The organism is Streptomyces sp. NPDC046727 (assembly GCF_040645635.1).
Lineage (GTDB): Bacteria > Actinomycetota > Actinomycetes > Streptomycetales > Streptomycetaceae > Streptomyces.
Genome location: NZ_JBEYYR010000063.1, coordinates 1 through 26,758, shown reverse-complemented (window position 1 = coordinate 26,758; position 26,758 = coordinate 1). Strand labels below are relative to the sequence as shown.

Annotated in this window: 3 protein-coding genes; all 3 read left to right on the top strand. The window is 74.0% G+C overall.

Features of this window, described 5'->3' with window-relative positions:
• Positions 1-15: 15 nt before the first annotated feature.
• Complete coding sequence (locus tag ABZ937_RS41375) at positions 16-13,512, top strand: SDR family NAD(P)-dependent oxidoreductase (protein ID WP_361700458.1); 13,497 nt, start codon at positions 16-18, stop codon at positions 13,510-13,512.
• Positions 13,513-13,645: 133 nt separating this feature from the next.
• On the top strand, positions 13,646-24,439 hold the full coding sequence (locus tag ABZ937_RS41370) for a type I polyketide synthase (RefSeq protein ID WP_361700455.1): 10,794 nt from the start codon (positions 13,646-13,648) through the stop codon (positions 24,437-24,439).
• Between the two features lie 30 nt (positions 24,440-24,469).
• The coding region (locus tag ABZ937_RS41365; RefSeq protein WP_361700453.1) for a type I polyketide synthase at positions 24,470-26,758 on the top strand (2,289 nt) is incomplete at its 3' end.

The window sequence follows — 26,758 nt, the reverse complement described above, 5'->3', positions numbered from 1 at the left end:
GGTGGGTCGTTGTTCGTGGAGCTGGGCCCCGGTGGAGCGCTGACCGGTGCGATAGCGGAGTCGGCGAGCGAGGACGCGGTGAGTGTCCCGGCCCTGCGCGACGAGCGTGGTGAGGTGCGGACGCTGCTGCTGGCCGTCGCCGAGCTGTTCGTACGCGGAGCAAAGGTGGACTGGGCGGCCATCCTGCCCGAGGGCGCCACCGCGACCCACCTGGACCTGCCGACGTACGCCTTCGACCACCAGCACTACTGGCTGCGGATGTCGGAGTCGGTCATCGACGCGGCGGCCTTGGGGCTGGCCGGTGCCGGGCATCCGATGCTGGGTGCGGTGGTCCAGTTGCCGCAGTCGGACGGGCTTGTCCTCACGTCCCGGCTGTCCCTGCGCACGCACCCCTGGCTGGCCGACCACGCCATGCAGGGCATGGTCCTGGTCCCCGGCACGGGGCTGGTGGAACTCGCCGTCCGGGCCGGTGACGAGGTCGGCTGCGGAGTGCTGGACGAGCTGGTCGTCGAAGCTCCGCTGGTCGTGCCGGAGCAGGGCGCCGTACGGGTGCAGATCACCGTCGGCGGGCCGGACGAGACCGGCGCGCGCGGCGTGGAGGTGTACGCGGCCCCCGACGACTCCGCCGTGGCGGGCGGGCCGGTGACCTGGACCCGGCACGCCACCGGCATCCTCGCACCGGCCGCCGGCGAGACCGATACCGGCTCCTTCGACTTCACTGCCTGGCCGCCGGCCGGAGCACAGCGGGCGGAGACGGACGACCTGTACGCCGAGCTGATCGCCCACGGCCACACCTACGGCCCGCTCTTCCAGGGGCTGCGCGGGCTGTGGCGGCGCGGGGACGAACTGTTCGCCGAGGCCGCGCTGGCCGAGGAGGACCAGGGCGAGGCCGACCGGTACGGCGTCCACCCGGCGCTGCTGGACGCCGTCCTGCACCCCGCCGTGCGGGAGGCCGCCGCCGGCGACGGCACCGAGGTGTGGCAGCCGCTGGAGTGGCACCGGGTCGTCCTGCACGCCACGGGCGCCACGGTGCTGCGCGCCCGGCTCGTACGGTCCACCTCGGGCGTCCTGTCGGTCGAGGCCGCCGACGAGACCGGTGGCCCGGTCCTGACGGCGGACGCCGTGACCCTGCGGCCGGTTCCTTCGGACAGCCTGACGACCACGGACACCACCCCGGGCGTGAGCGACGCGCTGTTCCAGGTGGAGTGGACCGAGCTGCCCGCGCCCCGGGCGGCCGGGACCGTGCCGGTGTGGGTCGCGCTGGCCGGGCCGAGCGGGGTGACGGACCTGGCGGACGGCGCGGAGCAGCCGGCCGCCGCCGTGCTCGACTGCGTCGGGGACGGCGTGGACGACACCGCGGCGCTCACGCTGACCAGCGGGGCACTGGCCGTCGTCCAGGCGTGGCTGGCCGAGCCCAGGCTCGAAGGAGCACGACTCGTCGTACGCACGCGGGGCGCCGTGCCCGCGGGCGGGGACACGACCGTGACCGATCCGGCGGCCGCGGCCGTGTGGGGTCTGGTCCGGGTCGCCCAGGCGGAGAACCCCGACCGGATCGTGCTGCTCGACACGGACGAGCCGCTGGACGACGAGACCTTCGGCCCCCTGCTCGCCGCCGCCCTCGTGACCGGCGAACCGCAGCTGGCCGCCCGCGGCACCACCCTGTCCGCACCGCGCCTCACCCGCCGCGAGCCCACCGGCACACCGGTGGCCTTCGACCCGCGGGGGTCGGTGCTGGTCACGGGCGGTACCGGAGCCCTGGGCGCCCTGGTGGCGCGCCACCTGGTGGAGCGGCACGGCGTACGGCACCTGATGCTGGTCAGCCGGCGGGGCTCGGCGGCCGAGGGTGCCGCGGAGCTGGCGGCCGAACTGTCCCGGCTGGGCGCGGAGTCGGTGTCCGTCACGGCGTGCGACGTGTCCGACCGGGCCGCGGTGGCGGAGCTGCTGCGCTCGGTGCCGGCGGAGCGCCCGCTGTCGGGTGTGGTGCACACGGCCGGTGTCCTGGACGACGGCGTGATCGGCGCGCTGACGCCCGAGCGGCTGGCCGGGGTGTTCGCGCCCAAGGTCGGCGCGGTCGCGCACCTGGACGAGCTGACCCGTGAACTGGCCCCGGAACTGGGTGCGTTCGTGGTCTTCTCGTCGGCCGCCGGAGTGTTCGGTTCGGCGGGGCAGGGCAACTACGCGGCGGCGAACGCCTATCTGGACGCCGTCGTACAGCGCCGCCGCTCCGCCGGGCTGCCGGGTGTGTCGCTGGCGTGGGGCCTGTGGGAGCAGGCCACCGGCATGACCGCCCACCTGGACGACGTCGACCAGGCCCGCATGAACCGCGGCGGCTTCCAGGCGATCACCCCCGGCGAGGGCCTGGACCTCTTCGACGCGGCCCTGGCGACCGGAGAGACCCTTCTCGTCCCCATCAAGCTGGACCTGCGGGCCATCCGCGCCGAGGCCGCGGCCGGCGGCGACATGCCGTCGCTGCTGCGCACGCTGATCCCGCACAGCCGGCGCGCCGCCGCCCGCATCGCCGCCGGACGCGGCAGCGGCCTGGCCGCCCGCCTCGCGGGCCTGACCCCGGCCGAGCGGGAGGCCCTGCTCCTGGACCTGGTCCGCACCCACGTCGCGACCGTGCTCGGGCACGCCGGCCCCGAGAAGGTGAAGGCCGAGAAGGCGTTCAAGGACGCGGGCTTCGACTCCCTGACCGCCGTCCAGCTGCGCAACCGGCTCCGCGAGGCCACCCGGCTCAGCCTCCCCGCGACCCTCGTCTACGACTACCCGACCCCGCTCGCCCTCGCCCGCTTCCTCCGCGACGAACTGGACGGAGTCAGCGGCAACGTCACCGGCGCGGCGGCCCCCGCCGTCGTCGTGGCCGACCCGGACGAGCCGATCGCGATCGTCGGCATGGCCTGCCGACTGCCCGGCGGCGTCAACAGCCCCGAAGAGCTGTGGCAGTTGGTGGTCCAGGGCCGTGACGCCGTCTCCGGATTCCCCGCCGACCGAGGCTGGGACGTGGACGACCTCTTCGACACCGACCCCGAGAACATCGGCACGTCGTACGTCGACCAGGGCGGCTTCCTGCACGAGGCCGGGCTGTTCGACGCGGGCTTCTTCGGGATCTCGCCGCGCGAGGCGCTGGCGATGGACCCGCAGCAGCGCCTGCTCCTCGAAACCTCCTGGGAAGCGCTGGAGCGGGCCGGCGTGAACCCGTCCGCCCTCAAGGGCACGGACGTCGGCGTCTTCTCCGGCGTCATGACCCAGGGCTACGGCATCGGCGGCGACATCCCGCCCGAGCTGGGCGGCTTCACGGCCACCGGCTCCGCGGTCAGCGTGGCCTCGGGCCGGGTGTCGTACGTCTTCGGCTTCGAGGGCCCCGCGGTGACCATCGACACGGCCTGCTCCTCCTCCCTGGTCGCCATGCACCTGGCCGCCCAGGCCCTGCGGCAGGGCGAGTGCTCCCTCGCCCTCGCCGGCGGCGCGACCATCATGGCCACCCCGGGCACCTTCGTGGAGTTCTCTCGGCAGCGGGCTCTCGCCCCCGACGGCCGCTGCAAGGCCTTCTCCTCGACCGCCGACGGCACCGGCTGGGCCGAGGGCGTCGGCGTGGTCGTCCTGGAACGCCTCTCGGAGGCACGCCGCAAGGGCCACCGCGTCCTCGCCGTACTGCGCGGCAGCGCGATCAACCAGGACGGCGCCTCCAACGGTCTGACCGCCCCGAACGGCCCCTCCCAGCAGCGGGTGATCCGCCGGGCGCTGGCCGTGGCCGGGCTGACCGGCACGGACGTGGACGCCGTGGAGGCACACGGTACGGGCACGGCGCTCGGCGACCCGATCGAGGCGCAGGCACTGCTGGCGACGTACGGACGCGACCGCGAAGAGCCCCTGTGGCTCGGCTCGGTGAAGTCCAACATCGGCCACACCCAGGCCGCCGCCGGTGTCGCCGGTGTCATCAAGATGGTGGAGGCGCTGCGCCACGGCGTCCTGCCCCCGACCCTGCACGTGGCGGAGCCGACCCCGCAGGTCGACTGGTCGGCCGGCGCCGTCGAACTGCTCACGGAGGCCCGCGAGTGGCCGGAGACCGGCCGCCCGCGCCGGGTCGGCGTCTCCTCCTTCGGCCTGAGCGGTACGAACGCCCACCTCATCTTCGAGCAGGCACCGGAGGAGCCGCACGCGGAGCCGGTCGCGCCGGCCGGCGATGTGCTGCCGTTCGTGGTGTCGGCCGCGTCGGAGGGCTCGCTGGCGGGCCAGGCCGAGCGGCTGGCAGCGTTCGTCGATGACGCGGACGTGCCGCTTGCGGAGGTCGCGGGGGCGTTGGCGGCACGGCGGGCGGTGCTGTCCGAGCGGGCTGTGGTGGTCGCCGGTTCGCGTGCGGAGGCTGTGTCGGGTCTGACGGCGCTGGCGAGCGGGGAGAGCGGCCCTGCGGTGGTGACCGGGGGTGTGGGGGCGATCGGTCGGACGGTCCTGGTGTTCCCGGGTCAGGGTTCGCAGTGGCTGGGGATGGGCCGGGAGCTGTTGGAGTCCTCGCCGGTGTTCGCGGAGCGGATCGGGGAGTGTGCCCGGGCGTTGGAGCCGTGGGTGGACTGGGACTTGGGGGCTGTGCTGCGCGGTGATGTCGATCTGCTGGCGCGGGTGGACGTGGTGCAGCCGGCGAGTTTCGCGGTGATGGTCGGTTTGGCGGCGGTGTGGGCGTCGGTGGGTGTGGTGCCGGATGCGGTGGTCGGTCACTCGCAGGGTGAGATCGCTGCTGCGTGTGTGTCGGGGGCGTTGTCGCTGGAGGATGCGGCGCGGATCGTGGCCGTGCGCAGTCGGGTGATCGCCGGTGAGCTGGCGGGCCGGGGTGGTATGGCTTCGGTCGGGCTGGCGGAGGCCGAGGTGGCCGAGCGAATCGCCCAGTGGGATGGGCGGGTTGAGGTCGCGGCGGTCAACAGTCCTTCCTCGGTGGTGATCGCCGGTGATGCGGAGGCGCTGGATGAGGCGCTGGCCGTGCTGGAGGCGGACGGCGTGCGCGTGCGCCGGGTGGCGGTGGATTACGCCTCCCACACCCGCCATGTCGAGGCGATCGAGGGGGCGTTGGGTGAGGCGTTCGCCGGCATCCGTAGCCAGGCTCCGGTGGTGCCGTTCTTCTCGACGGTCACGGGTGAATGGATCCGTGAGGCGGGTGTGCTCGATGGCGGGTACTGGTATCGGAACCTGCGTGGGCAGGTCCGCTTCGGCCCGGCTGTTGCCACCCTCCTCTGCGAGGGTCACACGGTGTTCGTGGAGTCCAGTGCTCACCCGGTTCTGGTGCAGCCGATCAGTGAGATCGTGGACGAGGTGGAGTCCGAGGCCGTGGTCGGTGGCTCTCTGCGTCGTGAAGAGGGCGGTCTGCGGCGGTTGTTGATGTCGATGGCCGAGGTGTTCGTCCGGGGCGTGCCGGTCGACTGGACCGGTGTCCTGCCCGAGGGCGCCGATGCCGCGCAGGTGGAGTTGCCGACGTACGCCTTCGACCACCGCCACTACTGGCTGAAGACCGCTCCCGCGGCGGACGCGTCCTCCCTCGGGCAGGCGGGCGCCGACCACCCTCTGCTCGGCGCGGTGGTCGAAGTACCGGAGACCGGCGGGGTGTTGTGCACGACGCGACTGTCCCTGCGTACACAACCCTGGCTGGCGGACCACGCGGTCGGCGGGGCGGTGCTCGTCCCCGGTACCGGGCTGGTGGAACTGGCCGTGCGGGCCGGTGACGAAGTGGGCTGCGGAGTCCTCGAAGAACTCGTCATCGAGGCCCCGCTGGCGCTGCCGGACCAGGGCGGGGTCCGGGTCCAGGTCGCCGTCGGCGGCCCCGAGGAGACGGGCTCCCGCACGGTCGCCGTCTACTCGGCACCCGAGGACGCCACCGGTGACGCCGGCATCGAGGCCTGGACCCGGCACGCCACCGGCACGCTCACCGCGCCGGCGCCGACCGACGCGGCCCAGCCGGTCGCCGACCTCGCCGTGTGGCCGCCCACCGGCGCGCGGCAGGTGGACGTCTCCGGCGGCTATGAGCTGCTGGCCGCGGCCGGTTACGGCTACGGGCCGGTCTTCCAGGGCGTACGGGCCCTGTGGCGGCGCGGCGACGACCTCTTCGCCGAGGTCGCACTGCCCGAGGACCAGCGCGCCGCTGCCGCCCGGTTCGGCATCCACCCGGCCCTGCTCGACGCCGCGCTGCACCCCGCGATGCTGGATGTGGCGCTCGCCGACCCCGAGGGCGAGAACCGGACCGACGACGGCAACGGCGTCCACCTCCCGTTCGGCTGGAACGGGCTGCGCCTGCACGCGGCCGGTGCCTCGGTGCTGCGCGTCCGCCTGACCCGGTCCGCGCCCGACGCCCTGGCCCTGGAAGCGGCGGACGAGACCGGCGCCCCGGTGCTCACCCTGCGGTCGCTGGTCTCCCGTGCCGTGTCCGCCGACCAGCTGGGCGCGGCGGCCGATGACAGCCGGCACTCCCTGTTCCGCGTCGAGTGGACGGAGCTGCCCGGCACCACCGAGCCGGGCCTGGAGCTGCCGCCCGCCTGGGTGCCGATCACCGAGCCGGCCCATGTGGCGGCGCTGACCGACGGCTCCGGTGTGCCCCCGGTCGTCGTCCTGGAAGCCGGCCGCACCGAGGTGCCGGACGGCACGGACGACGCGGCGGCACTGGCCCTGACCAGCCGCGTCCTGGAGATCGTCCAGGCGTGGCTGGCCGCCCCCGGCCTGGAGGCGGCCCAGCTGGTCGTCGTCACCCGTGGCGCGGTACCCGCCGACGGCGAGCGGACCGTGACCGATCCGGCTGCCGCGGCCGTCTGGGGTCTGGTCCGCGTCGCCCAGGCGGAGAACCCCGACCGGATCGTCCTGCTCGACACGGACACCCCCGCCGGCACGGACGTCGAGCCGCTGCTCACCGCCGTACTGGCCACCGGCGAACCCCAGGTCGCCGTCCGCGGTACCCGGCTGTACGCGCCCAGGATCGCCCGCGCGACCGCGCCCGCCGTCCAGGACCCCGCCGTGGACCCGCGCTTCGACCCGGCGGGGTCGGTACTGATCACGGGCGGTACCGGTGTGCTGGGTGCGCTGGTGGCGCGGCACCTCGTTCAGCGGTACGGCGTACGGCACCTCGTCCTGGTCAGCCGGCGGGGCTCGGCGGCCGACGGCGCGGCGGAGCTGGCGGCCGAACTGTCCCAACTGGGCGCCGAGTCGGTGTCCCTGGCGGCCTGCGACGTCTCCGACCGGGCAGCCGTGGCGGAACTGCTGGGCTCGATGCCGGCCGAGCGCCCCCTCTCCGCTGTGGTGCACACGGCCGGCGTCCTGGACGACGGCGTGATCGGCGCGCTGACCCCCGAGCGGCTGACGGGCGTGTTCGCCCCTAAGGTGCCCGCGGTCACGCACCTGGACGAGCTGACCCGCGAACTCGCCCCGGAACTGGGAGCGTTCGTGGTGTTCTCGTCGGCGGCAGGGGTGTTCGGCTCGGCCGGGCAGGGCAACTACGCGGCGGCGAACGCCTATCTGGACGCCGTCGTACAGCGCCGCCGCTCCGCCGGGCTGCCGGGTGTCTCGCTGGCCTGGGGCCTGTGGGAGCAGGCCACCGGCATGACCGCCCACCTCGACACCGCCGACCAGGCCCGGGTGAGCCGGAGCCGCAGCCAGACCATCGCCGCGGACGAGGGCATGGACCTGTTCGACGCGGCACTGCGCACCGGCGACCCCCTGCTCGTCCCGATCAAGCTGGACCTGCGGGCGATGCGCGCCGACGCCGCGGCCGGGCGGGGCGTACAGCCCCTGCTGCGGGGCCTGGTCAAGGTCACCCGGCAGGTCGCACGGGCAGCCGCCGCCACCGACGGCACCGGTGAACTCACCCGTCGACTGGCCGGGTTGGACGCGGCGGAGCAGGAGGCGTTGCTGCTGGACCTGGTCCGCACGCACGCGGCGACCGTGCTCGGTCACGCCGGCCCCGAGGGCGTCAAGCAGGACACCGCGTTCCGGGACTCCGGGTTCGACTCGCTCACCTCGGTCGAGCTGCGCAACCGCCTCCGCGAGGCGACCGGCCTCAAACTTCCCGCCACCGTCGTCTTCGACCACCCGACGCCCCTCGCCCTGGCCCGCCATCTGCACGGCGAGCTGGGGGAGACGGCGGCGATCGTCCCGGCGCGGGAGATGACCGTCACGCTCGCCGACCCGGACGAGCCGATCGCGATCGTCGGCATGGCGTGCCGGCTGCCCGGCGGTGTCAACAGCCCGGAAGAGCTCTGGCGGTTGGTGTTCGAGGGCCGGGACGCGATGTCCGGCTTCCCCGACGACCGCGGCTGGGACCTGGAGGGCCTGTTCGACTCCGACCCCGACAAGGCCGGCACGTCCTACGTCGACCAGGGCGGCTTCCTGCACGAGGCCGGCTTGTTCGACGCGGGCTTCTGGGGGATCTCGCCGCGTGAGGCGCTGGCGATGGACCCGCAGCAGCGGCTGCTGCTGGAGACCTCGTGGGAGGCGCTGGAGCGGGCCGGCATCGACCCTCTTTCACTGAAGGGCACGGACGTCGGCGTGTTCTCCGGCCTGATGGGCCAGGGCTACGGCTCCGGCGGCGAAATCCCCGCCGAACTGGAGGGATTCGTCACCACCGGCGCCGGCAGCAGTGTGGCCTCGGGCCGGGTGTCGTACGTCTTCGGCTTCGAGGGCCCGGCGGTGACCGTCGACACGGCCTGCTCCTCCTCCCTGGTCGCCATGCACCTCGCGGCCCAGGCCCTGCGGGGCGGCGAGTGCTCCCTCGCCCTGGCCAGCGGTGCGGCCGTCATGTCCAGCCCCGGCGCCTTCGTCCAGTTCTCGCGGCAGCGGGGGCTGGCTTCGGACGGCCGCTGCAAGTCGTACGCGGATGCGGCCGACGGCACGGGCTGGGCGGAGGGCGCGGGTGTGGTCGTCCTGGAGCGTCTGTCGGAGGCGCGGCGCAAGGGCCATCGGGTGCTGGCGGTGGTGCGGGGCAGCGCCGTGAACCAGGACGGCGCGTCGAACGGCCTGACCGCCCCGAACGGCCCCTCGCAGCAGCGGGTGATCCGCAAGGCGCTCGCGAATGCCGGTCTGACGCCGGCGGAGGTGGACGCGGTGGAGGGCCATGGCACGGGCACGGTCCTCGGCGACCCGATCGAGGCGCAGGCCCTGCTCGCGACCTACGGCAAGGACCGCGAACAGCCGCTGTGGCTCGGCTCGTTGAAGTCGAACATCGGTCACACCCAGGCCGCCTCCGGCGTGGCCGGCGTGATCAAGATGGTCGAAGCCATGCAGCACGGCGTTCTGCCGCCCACGCTCCACGTGGACGCGCCGTCGTCCAAGGTGGACTGGACTTCCGGAGCGGTCGAACTGCTCACCGAAGCACGCGACTGGCCCGAGACCGGGCGTCCCCGCCGGGTCGGCGTCTCCTCCTTCGGTCTCAGCGGCACGAACGCGCACCTGATCCTGGAGCAGGCGCCGGAGGAGTCGCCTGTGGAGCAGGTTGCCCTGGCCGATGGCGTGGTGCCGCTGATCGTCTCGTCGCGCAGCACCGGCGCCCTTGCCGGGCAGGCGGGGCGGCTGGCCGGGTTCGTCGGGGAGACGGATGCGCCGCTGGCGGCTGTCGCGGGGGCGCTGGTGTCCCGGCGGGCGGTGCTGTCCGAGCGGGCCGTGGTCGTCGCCGAGGCGCGGGAGGAGGCGGTGGCCGGGCTGGAGGCGCTCGCTGCTGGTGAGTCGTCGCCGATCGTGGTCACGGGCTCGGCTACCGACGGCAAGACGGTGTTCGTGTTCCCGGGGCAAGGGTCGCAACGCGTGGGCATGGGCCGGGAGTTGTACCACCGATACCCGGTCTTCGCGCGCACCTTGGACGAGGCGTGCGCTGCACTGGACGCCCATCTGGATCACTCGGTGAAGGATGTGATCTTCGGGGCTGGTGAGAATCTGCTCGACCAGACGGTGTTCACGCAGGCGGGGCTGTTCGCGGTGGAGTCGGCGTTGTTCCGGCTGGTGGAGTCGTGGGGTGTGCGGCCGGATGTGGTGGCCGGGCACTCCATCGGCGAGGTCGTCGCGGCTCATGTGGCTGGTGTGCTGTCGCTGGAGGACGCGGCGGCGCTGGTGGCGGCACGCGGCCGGTTGATGCAGGCCCTTCCGTCGGGCGGCGCGATGGTGGCCGTCGCCGCCACCGAGGCGGAGATCGCCGAACACCTCGGTGGCGGTGTGGACTTGGCTGCGGTGAACGCTCCGGGTTCGGTCGTCCTGTCCGGGGAGGAAGCCGCAGTCCTGGCGGTGGCAGAGCAGCTGCGCGAGCAGGGCCGCCGGGTCAAGCGGCTCACCGTCTCCCACGCGTTCCACTCGGCGTTGATGGAGCCGATGCTGTCCGACTTCGCCGAGGCGCTGTCGGGGCTGACCTGGAACGAGCCGACCCTGCCCGTCATATCGAACGTGACGGGTCGGCTGGCGGAGCCGGGCCAACTCAGCGAGCCCGCCTACTGGGTGGACCACGTCCGCCGCCCGGTCCGCTTCGCCGAGGGGATCGGTGCCTCGGGTGGGTCGTTGTTCGTGGAGCTGGGCCCTGGCGCAGCCCTGACCGGCGCGATAGCGGAGTCGGCGAGCGAGGACGCGGTGAGTGTCCCGGCCCTGCGCGACGAGCGCGGTGAGGTGCGGACGCTCCTGCTGGCCGTAGCCGAGCTGTTCGTACGCGGCGCCAAGGTGGACTGGGCGGCAGCGCTCCCGAAGGGGGCCACGGAGGCCCACGTGGACCTGCCGACGTACGCCTTCGACCACCGCCACTACTGGCTGCGGACGGCCCCCGCCACCGACGCGGTCGCCCTCGGCCAGAGCACGGCCGATCACCCGCTCCTCGGCGCGGTGGTCCAGCTGCCCCAGTCGGACGGGCTGGTCTTCACGTCCCGGCTGTCCCTGCGCACGCACCCCTGGCTGGCCGATCACACCCTGGGAGGAGTGGTCGTCGTGCCCGGTTCCGGGTTGGTCGAACTGGCCGTCCGGGCCGGTGACGAGGTCGGCTGCGGGGTCGTGGACGAGCTGGTGATCGAGGCTCCGCTGGTCGTGCCGGAGCAGGGAGGTGTGCGGGTGCAGGTCACGGTGGAGGCTCCTGACGCGGAGGGCCGCCGTCCGGTGGCCGTTCACTCCGCGCGGGAGGACGCCGTCGGCGAGATCGGTACCGACGCGTGGACCCGGCACGCCACCGGCAGCCTCACCGGTACGGGCCCCACGACCGACACCTTCGACTTCACCGCCTGGCCGCCGGCCGGCGCGCAGGCCGAGGACCTCTCCGGAGCGGACGAACGCCTGCTCCGCAACGGCCACGAGTACGGCCCGGTCTTCCAGGGCCTGCGGGCGCTGTGGCGGCGCGGCGACGAACTGTTCGCCGAGGTCGCGCTGCCGGACGGGCAGCGGGACGCGGCGGCCCGGTTCGGCATCCACCCGGCACTCCTGGAAGCGGCCCTGCACCCGGCGCTGCTGGATGCCGTGGCGGCCGACGGTGCCCAGGTCTGGCAGCCGCTGGACTGGCGCGGGCTGACGTTGCACGCTGAGGGCGGCACCGCGCTGCGCGTGCGCTTGGCCCGGTCCGCCTCCGACACCCTGGTGGTCCAGGCCGCCGACGAGGCCGGTGGCGCGGTCCTGACCGCGGAGGCCGTCACGCTGCGACCGGTCCCGGCCGAGCAGCTGGCGGCGACGGCGGGCACCGGTGCGGGCGACTCGCTGTTCCGGGTGGAGTGGAGCGCGTTGCCTCCCGTGCCCACCGTGGGTGAGGTGCCTGCGGTGACGGTGGTCGAGGCTCGTTCCGGCGCGGACCATGACACGCCGGAGGCACTGGTCGGCCGGGTGCTGGGCGCCGTACAGGAGTGGCTCGCGGACGAGACCGACGAGGACAGTCGGCTGGTCGTGGTGACCCAGGGTGCGGTGCCGGCCGGTGGTGACGCGGCGGTCACCGATCCGGGTGGTGCGGCCGTCTGGGGTCTGGTGCGCGCCGCGCAGGCGGAGAACCCCGACCGGATCGTCCTCGTCGACACGGAGACCGACGCCGACACCGGCACCGGTACCGGTACCGGCATCGGCATCGGCATCGGCATCGGCACTGATGATCTGGGTGCCGTGCTGGCGACCGGTGAGCCGCAGGTGGCGGTCCGCGACGGGGCGCTGTACGTGCCCCGTCTGGCCCGGCCGGCGCCGGCCGGGGCCGAGGCGCCGGTGCTGGACCCGGAGGGCACGGTGCTGATCACCGGCGGTACCGGGGCCCTGGGCGCCGAGGTCGCCCGGCACCTGGTCGAGCGGCACGGTGTACGCCGCCTCGTGCTGGCGGGCCGGCGTGGTCCCGAGGCCGAGGGCGCGGACCGGCTCGTCGCCGAACTCGGGGAACTGGGCGCCGAGGCATCCGTGGTGGCGTGCGACGTCACCGACCGGGACGCGGTCGCCGCGCTCCTGGCCGCCGTACCGGACGCCCACCCGCTGACCGGTGTCGTCCACGCGGCACGTGTCTTCGACGCCGGTGTCATCGGCGAGGTCGACCAGGACCGGATGGCCCGGGTCTTCGCCCCGAAGGTCACCGGTGTACGGCACCTGGACGAGCTGACCCGGGAACTCGCCCCGAACCTGGCCGCGTTCATCCTGCTGTCCTCCGCTGCATCCGTCTTCCTGGGCGCGGGCACCGGCGGCTACGCGGCGGCCAACGCCTATCTCGACGCGGTGGCCCACCGGCGCCGGGCGGCCGGTCTGCCCGCCGTCTCGCTGGCCTGGGGCCTCTGGGAGCCGGCCGGCGGCCAGGACACGGCCACCGGTGAGGCGGCACGGAACCGGACCGGCCGGCGCGGGGGCGTCGTACCGCTCACGCCCGCGGAGGGGATGGAACTGCTCGACGCGGCCCTGCAGGCCGATGAAGCGCTGGTGGTGCCCGTCAAACTGGACTTGCGGGCGCTCCGCGCCGACGCCGCGCTGGGCGGGGGAGTGGCGCCCCTGTTCCGGGGCCTGGTGCGGACCGGACGCAAGGCCGCCCGGGCCGGCGCCGGGGACTCCGGCGGACTCGCCCGCCGACTGGCCGCGCTGTCCCCGGCCGAGCGGGAGACACTGCTGCTGCAGCTGGTCCAGGGCCAGGTGGCGACCGTCCTCGGTCACACCGGCGCGGACCAGGTCAGGGCCGAAACGGCGTTCAAGGACGCGGGCTTCGACTCCCTCACCTCCGTCGAACTGCGCAACCGGCTCCGCGAGGCCACCGGCCTCAACCTGCCCGCCACCGCCGTCTTCGACTACCCGACCCCCCTCGCCCTGGCCCGCTACCTGCACGACCGGCTGGCCCCGGGCGACGAGGCCACCCCGGCCACCCACCCCCTGCTCGCCGAACTCAGCAAGCTGGAGGCGCTGTTGGCCGACACCGCCGCCGACGACGCCACCCGCACCCAGGTCGCCACCCGGCTCCAGGGCCTGCTGACCACCTGGTCCACGGCGAACGCCGCCGAACAGGACGCCGAGGAGGGACTCGACTTCGACTCCGCCTCCGACGACGAACTCTTCGAACTCATCGACACCGAATTCGGCCACTAGCCACCAGCCGGGCCGCCCGACCACCCACGGGCCGGGCGGCCCGCGCCACCATCCAGCACCTCGACCGACCCCGACGGCCACGCCCGCCCCGCAGCCCACCTGACGCCTTAGCCCCACTAGGAGCTGACCCGCAATGGCGGATGAAAGCAAGCTTCGCGACTACCTCAAGCGCGTTCTCGCCGACGCGCGCCGCTCCCAGCAACGCGTCCGTGAACTTGAGGCCGAGAAGGCGGAGCCGATCGCGATCGTGGGCATGGCGTGCCGGCTGCCCGGCGGAGTGACCGGCCCTGACGACCTGTGGCGGCTCGTCCGCGAACGCGGGGACGGCATCTCGGAATTCCCGACCGACCGGGGCTGGGACCTGGAGGAACTGTTCGACGCCGACCCCGACAAGACGGGCACGTCCTACGTCGACCAGGGCGGCTTCCTGCACGAGGCGGGCCTGTTCGACGCGGGTCTCTTCGGGATCTCGCCGCGTGAAGCCCTCGCCATGGACCCGCAGCAGCGGCTGCTCCTCGAAATGTCGTGGGAGGCGCTGGAGCGGGCCGGCATCGACGCGCTGACGCTCAAGGGCTCCGACGTCGGCGTCTTCGTGGGCGTCATCAACGAGGGCTACGCGACCGGCGGCCCGGTGCCACCGGAGCTGGAGGGCTTCACCGGCACCGGCACCACCGGAAGCGTGGCCTCGGGCCGCATCTCGTACGTCTTCGGCCTCGAAGGCCCCGCCGTCACCGTGGACACCGCCTGCTCCTCCTCCCTGGTCGCCATGCACCTGGCCGGACAGGCCCTGCGCCGCGGGGAGTGCTCCATGGCCCTGGCCGGCGGCGCCACCGTCATGGCCGGGCCGGGCATGTTCATGCAGTTCTCGCGGCAGCGGGCGCTGGCCGCGGACGGCCGCTGCAAGTCGTACGCCGACGCCGCCGACGGCACCGGCTGGGCCGAGGGCGCGGGTGTGGTCGTCCTGGAACGCCTGTCCGACGCCCGCCGCAACGGCCACCGGGTACTGGCCGTCGTCCGCGCGTCCGCAGTCAACCAGGACGGCGCGTCGAACGGGCTGACCGCCCCGAACGGCCCCTCGCAGCAGCGGGTGATCCGCAAGGCGCTGGCCGAGGCGGGGCTGACCCCCGCCGACGTGGACGTGGTCGAGGGCCACGGCACGGGCACGGTCCTCGGCGACCCGATCGAGGCCCAGGCGCTCCTCGCCACCTACGGCCAGGATCGCGAACGGCCGCTGTGGCTGGGCTCGTTGAAGTCCAACATCGGGCACACACAGGCCGCCGCCGGGGTCGCCGGTGTGATCAAGATGGTCCAGGCGATGCGGCACGGGGTACTGCCCGCCACGCTGCACGTCGACACACCCTCCTCCGAGGTCGACTGGTCGGCCGGCGCCGTCGAGCTGCTGACCGAGGAGCGGGAGTGGCCCCCGACCGGCCGCCCCCGCCGGGCCGGCGTCTCCTCCTTCGGCGTCAGCGGCACCAACGCCCACCTGATCCTGGAAGAGCCCCCGGAGGAACCGGCCACAGAGCCGGTGACGCCGGTCGACGGCGTGGTTCCGCTGGTGGTGTCGGCGTCCTCCGAAGGAGCGCTGACGGGCCAGGCCACCCGCCTGGCCGCGTTCGCCGACGCCACCGACACACCGCTGCCCCGGATCGCGGCCGCGCTCGTCTCCCAGCGGGCCCTGCTGTCCGAGCGGGCTGTGGTGGTCGCCGGTTCGCGTGCGGAGGCTGTGTCGGGTCTGACGGCGCTGGCGGGCGGGGAGAGCGGTCCCGCGGTGGTGACCGGGGGTGTGGGGGCGATCGGTCGGACGGTCCTGGTGTTTCCCGGTCAGGGTTCGCAGTGGCTGGGGATGGGCGGGGAGCTGTTGGAGTCCTCGCCGGTGTTCGCGGAGCGGATCGGGGAGTGTGCCCGGGCGTTGGAGCCGTGGGTGGACTGGGACTTGGGGGCTGTGCTGCGGGGTGATGTCGATCTGCTGGCGCGGGTCGACGTCGTGCAGCCGGCGAGTTTCGCGGTGATGGTCGGTCTGGCGGCGGTGTGGGCGTCGGTCGGTGTGGTGCCGGATGCGGTGGTCGGTCACTCGCAGGGTGAGATCGCGGCTGCGTGCGTGGCTGGTGCGTTGTCGCTGGAGGACGCGGCGCGGATCGTCGCCGTGCGGAGCCAGGTGATCGCCGGTGAGCTGGCGGGCCGGGGCGGTATGGCGTCCGTGGCGCTTCCCGAGGCCGAGGCGGCTGCCCGAATCGCCGTCTGGGATGGGCGGGTTGAGGTCGCGGCCGTCAACAGTCCTTCCTCGGTGGTGATCGCCGGTGATGCGGAGGCGTTGGACGAGGCGCTGGCCGTGCTGGAGGCGGACGGGGTCAGGGTGCGCCGGGTGGCGGTGGATTACGCCTCCCACACCCGCCATGTGGAGGCGGTCGAAGGGGCGTTGGGTGAGGCGTTCGCCGACGTCCGTAGCCAGGCTCCGGTGGTGCCGTTCTTCTCGACGGTGACCGGTGGGTGGGTGCGTGAGGCGGGTGTACTCGATGGTGGGTACTGGTATCGGAACCTGCGGGGGCAGGTCCGCTTCGGCCCGGCTGTTGCCACCCTCCTCTCCGAGGGTCACACGGTGTTCGTGGAGTCCAGTGCTCACCCGGTTCTGGTGCAGCCGATCAGTGAGATCGTGGACGAGGCGGAGTCCGAGGCCGTGGTCGGTGGCTCTCTGCGTCGTGAAGAGGGCGGCTTGCGGCGGTTGTTGACGTCGATGGCCGAGGTGTTCGTCCGGGGCGTGCCGGTCGACTGGACCGGTGTCCTGCCCGAGGGCGCCGGCGACACCCATGTGGAGTTGCCGACGTACGCCTTCGACCACCGCCACTACTGGCTCCGGCTGAACGGTGCGACCGACGCCACTGCCCTCGGGCAGGCGCCCACGGACCACCCGCTGATCGGTGCTGTGGTGGAAGTGCCGGAGACCGGCGGGGTGTTGTGCACCTCCCGGCTGTCCCTGCGTACCCACCCCTGGCTGGCGGACCACACCGTCGGCGGAGTGGTCCTCGTCCCCGCCGCGGCCCTGGTCGAACTGGCCGTCCGGGCCGGTGACGAGGTCGGCTGCGGGACCGTCGACGAACTCGCCGTCACCGCCCCGCTGGTGCTGCCGGAGCAGGGCGGGGTGCGGGTCCAGGTCGCGGTCGGCGGTGCGGACGAGAGCGGCTGCCGTACGGTCACCGTGTACGCGACGCGCGAGGACGCCACCGAGGTGAGCGGGGCCGAGGCATGGGTCCGGCACGCGACCGGCGTCCTGACGGCGACGCCCAAGCCGGGCGAGAGCCCGCGCGGCGACTTCGGCACCTGGCCGCCGGCCGGCGCCCAGCGCGTCGACGTGGAGGCGCTGTACGCCGGTCTGGTCCGGCGCGGCTATGAGCACGGGCCCCTGTTCCGGGCCGTACGCGGACTCTGGCGGCTGGGTGACGAGATCCTCGCCGAGGTCGCCGTACCCGAGGACGAACGCGAGGAGGCCGGACGGTTCGGGCTCCACCCGGCGCTCCTGGACGCCGCCCTGCATCCGGCGCTGCTGGACGCGGCGGTGGCCGACGGCGGGTCCCGGGTGTGGCAGTACCTGACCTGGCAGGGTCTCGCGCTGCATGCCGTCGGTGCGACGGCGCTGCGCGTACGGATCACGCCGCACGGCCGGGACGCCCTCGCGCTGGAGGCGGCCGACCAGGCCGGCGGGCTGGTGCTGCGGGCCGAGTCCGCGGAGCTACGGCCGTTGTCCGCCGAGCAGTTGGAGAGCGCCGCGGGCACCGCGAGCGACGACTCGCTGTTCCGCGTCGAGTGGACCGCGCTGCCGGGAGTCGATCCGGCGCCGGACGAGCCGCCGTCCTGGGCCACCGTGCGCTCCGCCGCCGACGTCACCGCACTGGCGGAGGACGCCGCGAGCATCCCGGCACTGATCGTGCTGGAGGCCGTCGCCGCCCACGACCAGGACGCGGACGACCCCGCGCTGGCCCTGACGAACCGGGTGCTGGCGGCCGTGCAGACCTGGCTGGCCGCCCCCGCGCTGGAGCCGACCCGGCTGGTCGTGGCCACCCAGGGCGCCGTACCGGCCGGCGCCGACGGAGCGGTGACCGACACCGCGGGCGGCGCGGTCTGGGGCCTGATCCGGGCCGCCCAGTCCGAGAACCCCGACCGGATCGTGCTGCTCGACCTCGACCCCGCTGTCGACCTCGAAGCGGGCCTTCCGGCCGGCACCGCCCTGGACCGTGCCCTGGGTCGGGCACTGACCGACACGGAGCCCGAACTCGCCCTTCGCGGCGAGACGTTGACGATCCCCCGACTCGCCCGCGCCACCCCCGCCGGCACCGGCCAGACCGCGGCGGCGAAGCCCGTGACACTGGACCCGGAGGGCACCGTCCTCATTACCGGTGGTACCGGCTCGCTCGGCGGACTGCTGGCCCGGCACCTGGTCTCCCGGCACGGCATACGCCACCTCGTCCTGGCCAGTCGCCGTGGCCAGGCCGCCGCAGGGGCCGCCGAGTTGGTGGCCGAGCTGACCGAGCTCGGCGCCGCCGAGGTCACGGTGGCGGCCTGCGACGTCACGGACCGCGACGCGGTCGCCGCCCTGCTGGCCGAGGCACGCCGAGGCGGACGCCCGCTCACGGCGGTCGTGCACACCGCGGGCATCGCCGACGCCGGAGTGATCGGCACGATCCGGCCCGAGCAGGTGGCGCAGGTCTTCGCGCCGAAGGTGACCGCGGTCCGGCACCTGGACGCACTGACGCGCGAACTCGCCCCGGAGCTGGCCGCGTTCGTCGTGTTCTCCTCCGTCTCCTCCGTCTTCCTCGGCGCGGGCACCGGCAGCTACGCCGCGGCCAACGCCTTCCTGGACGCGGTGGCCCAGCAGCGCCGGGCCGCGGGCCTGCCCGCCACCTCGCTCGCCTGGGGTCTGTGGGACCAGGCCACCGGCGGTATGGCAGCCGGTATGGACGACCTCACCCGCAGCCGGATGAACCGGCGAGGCGGCGTGCTCCCGATGGGCCCCGACGAGGGCATGGAGCTGTTCGACGGTGCCCTGCGCACGGGTGAGGCACTGCTCGTCCCCGCGAAACTGGACCTGCGCCGGCTCCGCACCGACGCAGGCGCCGGCCGGGCCGTCCCCACCCTCCTGCGCGGCCTGGTGCGCACCGGCCGGCAGACCGTGCGCGCGGCGACCGGCGACAACGGCGGCGGCCTGGCCGACCGGCTGGCCGGACTCGCCCCGGCCGAGCAGGAGGCGCTGCTGCTGGACCTGGTCCGCACGCACGCGGCGACCGTGCTCGGCCACGCCGGCCCCGAGGCCATCAAGCAGGACACGGCGTTCCGCGATTCCGGGTTCGACTCGCTCACCTCGGTCGAGCTGCGCAACCGCCTCCGCGAGGCGACCGGCCTCAAACTGGCCGCCACCGTCGTCTTCGACCACCCGAACCCCCTCTCCCTAGCCCGCCATCTGCACGGCGAGCTGGGCGAGACGGCGGCGATCGTCCCGGCGCGGGAGATGACCGTCACGCTCGCCGACCCGGACGAGCCGATCGCGATCGTCGGCATGGCGTGCCGGCTGCCCGGCGGTGTCAACAGCCCGGAAGAGCTCTGGCGGTTGGTGTTCGAGGGCCGGGACGCGATGTCCGGCTTCCCCGACGACCGCGGCTGGGACCTGAGCGGCTTCTTCAGCGACGACCCCGACCGGACCGGCACGTCGTACGTGAGCCAGGGAGGCTTCCTCTACGACGCGGCACTGTTCGACGCGGCCTTCTTCGGCATCTCGCCCCGCGAGGCGCTGGCGATGGACCCGCAGCAACGGCTGCTGCTGGAGACCTCGTGGGAGGCGCTGGAGCGGGCCGGCATCGACCCGACCTCGCTCAAGGGCAGCGACGTCGGCGTGTTCTCCGGCCTGATGGGCCAGGGCTACGGCACTTCAGGCCCGGTGCCGCCCGAACTGGAGGGCTTCACCGGCACCGGAGGCATGGGCAGCGTCGCCTCCGGGCGCGTCGCCTACGTGTTCGGCTTCGAGGGCCCCGCCGTGACCGTCGACACGGCCTGCTCCTCCTCCCTGGTCGCCATGCACCTGGCCGCCCAGGCCCTGCGGGGCGGCGAGTGCTCGATGGCCCTCGCCGGCGGCGCGACCGTCATGGCCACCCCGGGCACCTTCGTCGAGTTCTCGCGGCAGCGGGGGCTGGCTTCGGACGGCCGCTGCAAGTCGTACGCGGATGCGGCCGACGGCACGGGCTGGGCGGAGGGCGCGGGTGTGGTCGTCCTGGAGCGTCTGTCGGAGGCGCGGCGCAAGGGCCACCGGGTGCTGGCGGTGATCCGGGGCAGCGCGGTCAACCAGGACGGCGCGTCGAACGGCCTGACCGCCCCGAACGGCCCCTCGCAGCAGCGGGTGATCCGCAAGGCGCTCGCGAATGCCGGTCTGACGCCGGCGGAGGTGGACGCGGTGGAGGGCCATGGCACGGGCACGGTCCTCGGCGACCCGATCGAGGCGCAGGCCCTGCTCGCGACCTACGGCAAGGACCGCGAACAGCCGCTGTGGCTCGGCTCGTTGAAGTCCAACATCGGGCACACACAGATGGCCGCGGGCGTGGCCGGCGTGATCAAGATGGTCCAGGCCATGCAGCACGGCGTGCTCCCCGCCACCCTGCACGTCGACGCGCCGACGTCCCAGGTCGACTGGTCGGTCGGAGCGGTGGAGCTGCTGACGGAGTCCCGTGAGTGGCCGGACCTGGACCGGCCACGCCGGGTCGGCGTCTCCGGATTCGGTGTCAGCGGCACGAACGCGCACGTGATCCTGGAGCAGGCGCCGGAGGAGCCCGCTCCCGAGCCGGCTGCCCCGGCCGATGGCGTGGTGCCGCTGATCGTCTCGTCGCGCAGCACCGGCGCCCTTGCCGGGCAGGCGGGGCGGCTGGCCGGGTTCGTCGGTGAGACGGAGGCGCCGCTGGCGGCTGTCGCGGGGGCGCTGGTGTCCCGACGGGCGGTGCTGTCCGAGCGGGCCGTGGTCGTCGCCGAGGCGCGGGAGGAGGCGGTGGCCGGGCTGGAGGCGCTCGCCGCGGGTGATGCCTCGCCGATGGTGGTCACGGGCTCGGCTACCGACGGCAAGACGGTGTTCGTGTTCCCGGGTCAGGGCTCGCAACGCGTGGGTATGGGCCGGGAGTTGTACGAGCGGTTTCCGATGTTCGCGCGGGCGTTGGATGAGGCGTGCGCGGCGCTGGACGCTCATTTGGATCACTCCGTGAAGGATGTGATCTTCGGGGCTGGTGAGAATCTGCTCGATCAGACGGTGTTCACGCAGGCGGGGCTGTTCGCCGTGGAGTCGGCGTTGTTCCGGCTGGTGGAGTCGTGGGGTGTGCGGCCGGATGTGGTGGCCGGGCACTCCATCGGCGAGGTGGTGGCGGCTCATGTGGCTGGTGTGCTGTCGCTGGAGGACGCGGCGGCGCTGGTGGCGGCACGCGGCCGGTTGATGCAGGCGCTGCCGTCGGGCGGTGCGATGGTGGCCGTCGCCGCGACCGAGGCGGAGATCGCCGAACACCTCGGTGACGGCGTGGACTTGGCTGCGGTGAACGCTCCGGGTTCGGTGGTCCTGTCCGGCGAGGAAGCCGCAGTCCTGGCTGTTGCAGAGCAGCTCCGCGAGCAGGGCCGCCGGGTCAAGCGGCTCACCGTCTCCCACGCCTTCCACTCGGCGTTGATGGAGCCGATGCTGTCCGACTTCGCCGAGGCCCTGTCCGGCCTGACCTGGAACGAGCCGACCCTCCCCATCATATCGAACGTGACCGGAAAGCCGGCTGAGCCGGGTCAGCTGACGGATCCGGCGTACTGGGTGGACCACGTCCGCCGCCCGGTCCGCTTCGCCGACGGGATCGCAGCCACGGACGGCGCCGTCTTCCTCGAACTCGGCCCCGGTGGTGCCCTGACGGGCGCGATTGCGGAGTCGGCCGGTGAGTACGCGGTGAGCGTCCCGGCCCTCCGGGACGACCGTGGTGAGGTGCGGACCCTCCTGCTGGCCGTCGCCGAGCTGTTCGTACGCGGAGCAAAGGTGGACTGGGCGGCAGCGCTCCCGAAGGGGGCCACCGAGTTCCACGTGGACCTGCCGACGTACGCCTTCGACCACCGCCACTACTGGCTGCGGACGGCCCCCGCCACCGACGCGGTCGCCCTCGGCCAGAGCACGGCCGATCACCCGCTGCTGGGCGCCGTGGTGGAGGTGCCGGAGACCGGTGGTGTCCTCTGCACCTCGCGGCTCTCCCTGCGCACCCATCCCTGGCTGGCCGACCACGCCGTCGGCGGAGTCGTCCTGGTCCCCGGCACCGGGCTCGTCGAGCTGGCCGTACGGGCCGGTGACGAGGTCGGCTGCGGGGTCGTGGACGAGCTGGTGATCGAGGCTCCGCTGGTCGTGCCCGAGCAGGGCGGTGTCCGGGTCCAGGTCTCCGTCGGCGGGCCGGACGACAACGGGCTGCGGCCGGTGTCGGTCTACTCGGCCCGGGAGGACACGGCCGGTGAGATCGGCGCCGAGGCCTGGACCCGGCACGCCACCGGCACGCTCACCCCCACCGGCACCGCGGCCGTCGGCTCCTTCGACTTCACCGTCTGGCCGCCGGCCGGCGCCGAGCGCGTCGAGGTGGACGTCGACGCCTTCTACTCCGGTCTCATCGAGAAGGGGTACACCTACGGCCCGGTGTTCCAGGGCCTGCGGGCGGTCTGGCGGCGCGGTGACGAGGTGTACGCCGAGGTCGCCCTGCCGGACGGGCAGCGGGAGGAAGCGGCCCGGTTCGGCCTGCACCCCGCCCTGCTGGACGCCGCCCTGCACGCCAACGGATTCGTCGCCCCGGCCGACCCTCCCGCTCCCGGTGAGGGACCGCGTACGGTCCTGCCGTTCGCCTGGAACCGGCTGGCGCTGCACGCGGCCGGCGCCTCCGCGCTGCGCGTGCGGGTGGCGCCGTCCGGGCCCGACGCGGTCTCGGTACTGGCCGCCGACGAGACCGGCGAGCCGGTGCTGAAGACCGAGTCCCTGGTGTTCCGCGCGGTCAGCGCGGAGCAGCTGGAGGCCGCGGCCGGGGCGTCCGGCGCGGACGCCCTGTTCCGTGTGGAGTGGACCGACCTGCCCGTGCCCGCCCGTGCGGGCGTCCCGGCGCCGGCCTGGGCGCGGGTCGCCACCGCCGCCGATCTCGCCGGTGCGGTCGCCGCGGACACCGTGCCGGAGGTGCTGGTCGTACCGGCCGACGGCCCGGCAGACGACCCCCTGGAGCGCACCACCCGGGTGCTGGACGTCCTGCGGGCGTGGCTGGCCGACGAGCGGCTCGGGGACTCCCGGCTCGTGGTCGTGACCCGGGGTGCGGTGCCCGCCGCCGGCGAGGAGACCCTGACCGACCCGGCGGGGGCGGCCGTGTGGGGGCTCGTCCGGGCCGCCCAGGCGGAGAACCCCGACCGGATCGTCCTGCTCGACACCGACACCCCGCGCGACGCCGACGCGTCCGACCTCCTCACGACCGCCCTGGCGGCCGGCGAACCGCAGCTCGCGCTGCGCGGCACGGCCGTCCGCGCCCCTCGCCTGGTACGGGCCGCCCCCGCGGCGGAGCGCGCGGGCTGGGACCCGGATGGCACCGTCCTCGTCACCGGCGGCACCGGCTCGCTGGGCGCCCTGCTGGCCCGGCACCTGGTCGAGCGGCACGGCGTACGGCACCTGGTGCTGGCCAGCCGGCGCGGGCCGGACGCCGAGGGCGCGCGGGAGCTGGTGGCCGAGCTGACGGGGCTCGGCGCGACGACCGTACAGGTGGCCGCCTGCGACATCGCCGACCGCGAGGCGGTCGCGGCCCTGCTGGACTCCGTACCCGACGCTCACCCGCTGACCGCCGTCCTGCACACCGCGGGCGTCCTGGACGACGGTGTGATCGGCACACTCGACCGGGAGCGCCTGGACCACGTGTTCGCGCCGAAGGTCACGGCCGTACACCACCTGGACGAGCTGACCCGCGGCCTGGACCTGACGACGTTCGCCGTGTTCTCCTCCGCCTCCGGGCTGTTCGGCTCGGCCGGCCAGGGCAACTACGCGGCGGCCAACGCCTGGCTGGACGCCGCGATGGCCCGGCGCCGGGCGGCCGGCCTGCCCGCGCTGTCCCTGGCCTGGGGACCCTGGGAGCAGACCACCGGCATGACCGCAGGCGCGGAAGCGGCGGCCCGCACCCGGAGCAGCCGGCGCGGTGGCATCCTGCCGCTCGCCCCGCAGGAGGGCATGGCCCTCTTCGACACCGCCCTGGCCGGCGACGACACGCTGCTCGTCCCGGTCAAGCTGGACCTCAGGGCCGTACGCGCCGAGGCGGCCACCGGCACGGGTGTGCCGCCGCTGCTGCGGCAACTCGTCCGCGCCGGCCGGCAGTCGGCGCGGGCCGCCGCGGGCGACGGCGGGGACGGCCTGCTGCGCCGGCTCGCCGGACTGGACCGCGAGCGGCAGGAGGCCGTGCTGCTGGACGTCGTCCGCGGGCATGTGGCCGCAGTGCTGGGCCACGCCGGAGCGGACGGTGTCGGTGCCGAGACGGCGTTCAAGGACGCCGGGTTCGACTCCCTCACCTCCGTGGAGCTGCGCAACCGGCTGCGCGCCGCGACCGGCGTCAACCTCTCCGCCACCGTGGTCTTCGACTACCCGACGCCGCTCGCCCTGGCCCGCCATCTGCACGGCGAACTCGACCCGGAGGGCACCGCCGGGCAGCGACCGCCGGCGGAGGCGGACGAGGAACGGCTGCGCCACGCGCTGCTCGCCCTCCCGCTGGAGCGGTTCCGGGAGGCCGGCCTGCTGGAGGCGCTGGTCGAGCTGGCCGCCCTGGAACCCGGCGCACCCGCGCCCGACGAACCGGACACCGCGCGGGGTGCGCTGGCCGACCTGGACGTCGACGACCTCGTACACCTCGCGCTCGGCGACAGCGAGTCCCTCGAAAGCTGACGCGGCACACGACTGATTGGGGCAGGGAACGTGAGTGCTTCCTACGAGAAGCTTGTCGAGGCGCTGCGGAAGTCGCTGGAAGAGGTCGGCACGCTGAAGAAGCGCAACCAGCAGCTGCTGGGCGCCTCACGCGAGCCGATCGCGATCGTCGGCATGGCGTGCCGGCTGCCCGGCGGAGTCAACACCCCCGAGGACCTGTGGGAGCTGGTCGCCGAGGGACGGGACGGCGTGTCGGGCTTCCCGGACGACCGCGGCTGGGACCTCGACACCCTGCTGGACGCCGACCCCGAGAAGACCGGCACCTCGTACGTCGACCAGGGCGGCTTCCTGCGGGGCGCCGGCCGGTTCGACGCGGCCTTCTTCGGGATCTCGCCGCGTGAGGCGCTGGCGATGGACCCGCAGCAGCGGCTGCTGCTGGAAACATCGTGGGAGGCGCTGGAGCGCGCCGGTATCGACCCCCTGTCGTTGAAGGGCACCGACGTCGGCGTCTTCAACGGCATCATGGGCGTCGACTACTTCGCCGGCGGCAGCGTCCCGCCCGAACTGGAGGGCTTCACCGGCACCGGCGCCGCCGCCAGCGTGGCCTCCGGCCGCGTCTCCTACGTCTTCGGCTTCGAAGGCCCCGCGGTCACGCTCGACACCGCCTGCTCGTCCTCCCTGGTCGCCATCCACCTCGCCGTGCAGGCGCTGCGCCGGGGAGAGTGCACGATGGCCCTGGCGGGCGGTGCCACCGTCATGGCCACACCCGGCCTGTTCATCGACTTCTCCCGGCAGCGCGGCCTCGCCGCCGACGGCCGCTGCAAGGCCTACGCGTCGGCCGCCGACGGCACCGGCTGGGCCGAGGGCGCGGGTGTCGTCGTACTCGAACGCCTCTCGGAGGCCCGGCGCAAGGGCCACCGGGTGCTGGCCGTCGTGCGCGGTACGGCGGTCAACCAGGACGGCGCGTCGAACGGCCTGACCGCCCCGAACGGCCCCTCGCAGCAGCGGGTGATCCGCAAGGCGCTCGCCAGCGCGGGTCTGACGCCGGCGGACGTGGACGCGGTGGAGGGCCACGGCACGGGTACCGTCCTCGGCGACCCGATCGAGGCACAGGCGCTCATCGCGACCTACGGCCAGGACCGTGAACAGCCCTTGTGGCTCGGCTCGTTGAAGTCGAACATCGGGCACACCCAGGCCGCTGCCGGTGTCGCCGGCGTCATCAAGATGATCCAGGCCCTGCGCCATGGTGTGCTCCCGGCCACCCTGCACGTCGACGAACCGTCCCCCCGCGTCGACTGGGACGCGGGGGCCGTACGGCTGCTCACGGAGTCCCGCGCGTGGCCGCACCTGGACCGGCCGCGCCGCGTCGGCGTCTCCGGGTTCGGCGTCAGCGGCACCAACGCGCACGTGATCCTGGAGCAGGCCCCCGAGGAGCCCGGCACCGAGCCGGTGGCCGCGGCCGACGGCCCGCTGCCGGTCGTGGTGTCGGCCCGGACCACCGGCGCCCTCGCCGGACAGGCCGAACGCCTGGCGGACTTCGTCGCCGGCACCGACACCCCGCTGCCGGTCGTCGTCGGAGCGCTGGTCGCCCGACGCGCGGCCCACCCCGAGCGGGCCGTGCTCCTCGCCGGCTCGCGGGACGAGGCCCTGACCGGCCTGCGGGCACTGGCCGACGGCGAGACGACGGCCTCTTCGCTGATCACGGGCTCGGCCACCGACGGCAAGACGGTGTTCGTGTTCCCGGGTCAGGGCTCGCAACGCGTGGGTATGGGCCGGGAGTTGTACGAGCGGTTTCCGGTGTTCGCGCGGGCGTTGGATGAGGCGTGTGCGGCGCTGGACGCCCATTTGGATCACTCGGTGAAGGATGTGATCTTCGGGGCTGGTGAGGGTCTGCTGGACCAGACGGTGTTCACGCAGGCGGGGCTGTTCGCGGTGGAGTCGGCGTTGTTCCGGCTGGTGGAGTCGTGGGGTGTGCGGCCGGATGTGGTGGCCGGGCACTCCATTGGCGAGGTGGTGGCGGCTCATGTGGCGGGTGTGCTGTCGCTGGAGGATGCGGCGGCGCTGGTGGCGGCACGCGGCCGGTTGATGCAGGCGTTGCCGTCGGGCGGTGCGATGGTGGCCGTCGCCGCGACCGAGGCAGAGGTCGCTGAACACCTCGGTGATGGCGTGGACTTGGCTGCGGTGAACGCTCCGGGTTCGGTGGTCCTGTCCGGCGAAGAGGCGGCTGTTGGCGCGGTTGCGGAGCAGCTGCGCGAGCAGGGCCGCCGGGTCAAGCGGCTCACCGTCTCTCACGCGTTCCACTCGGCGTTGATGGAGCCGATGCTGTCCGACTTCGCCGAG

What these genes read in the sequence shown, in the direction of transcription:
- ABZ937_RS41370 (WP_361700455.1), top strand. Translation starts at nt 13,646, where the DNA reads ATGGCGGATGAAAGCAAGCTTCGCGACTACCTCAAGCGCGTTCTCGCC.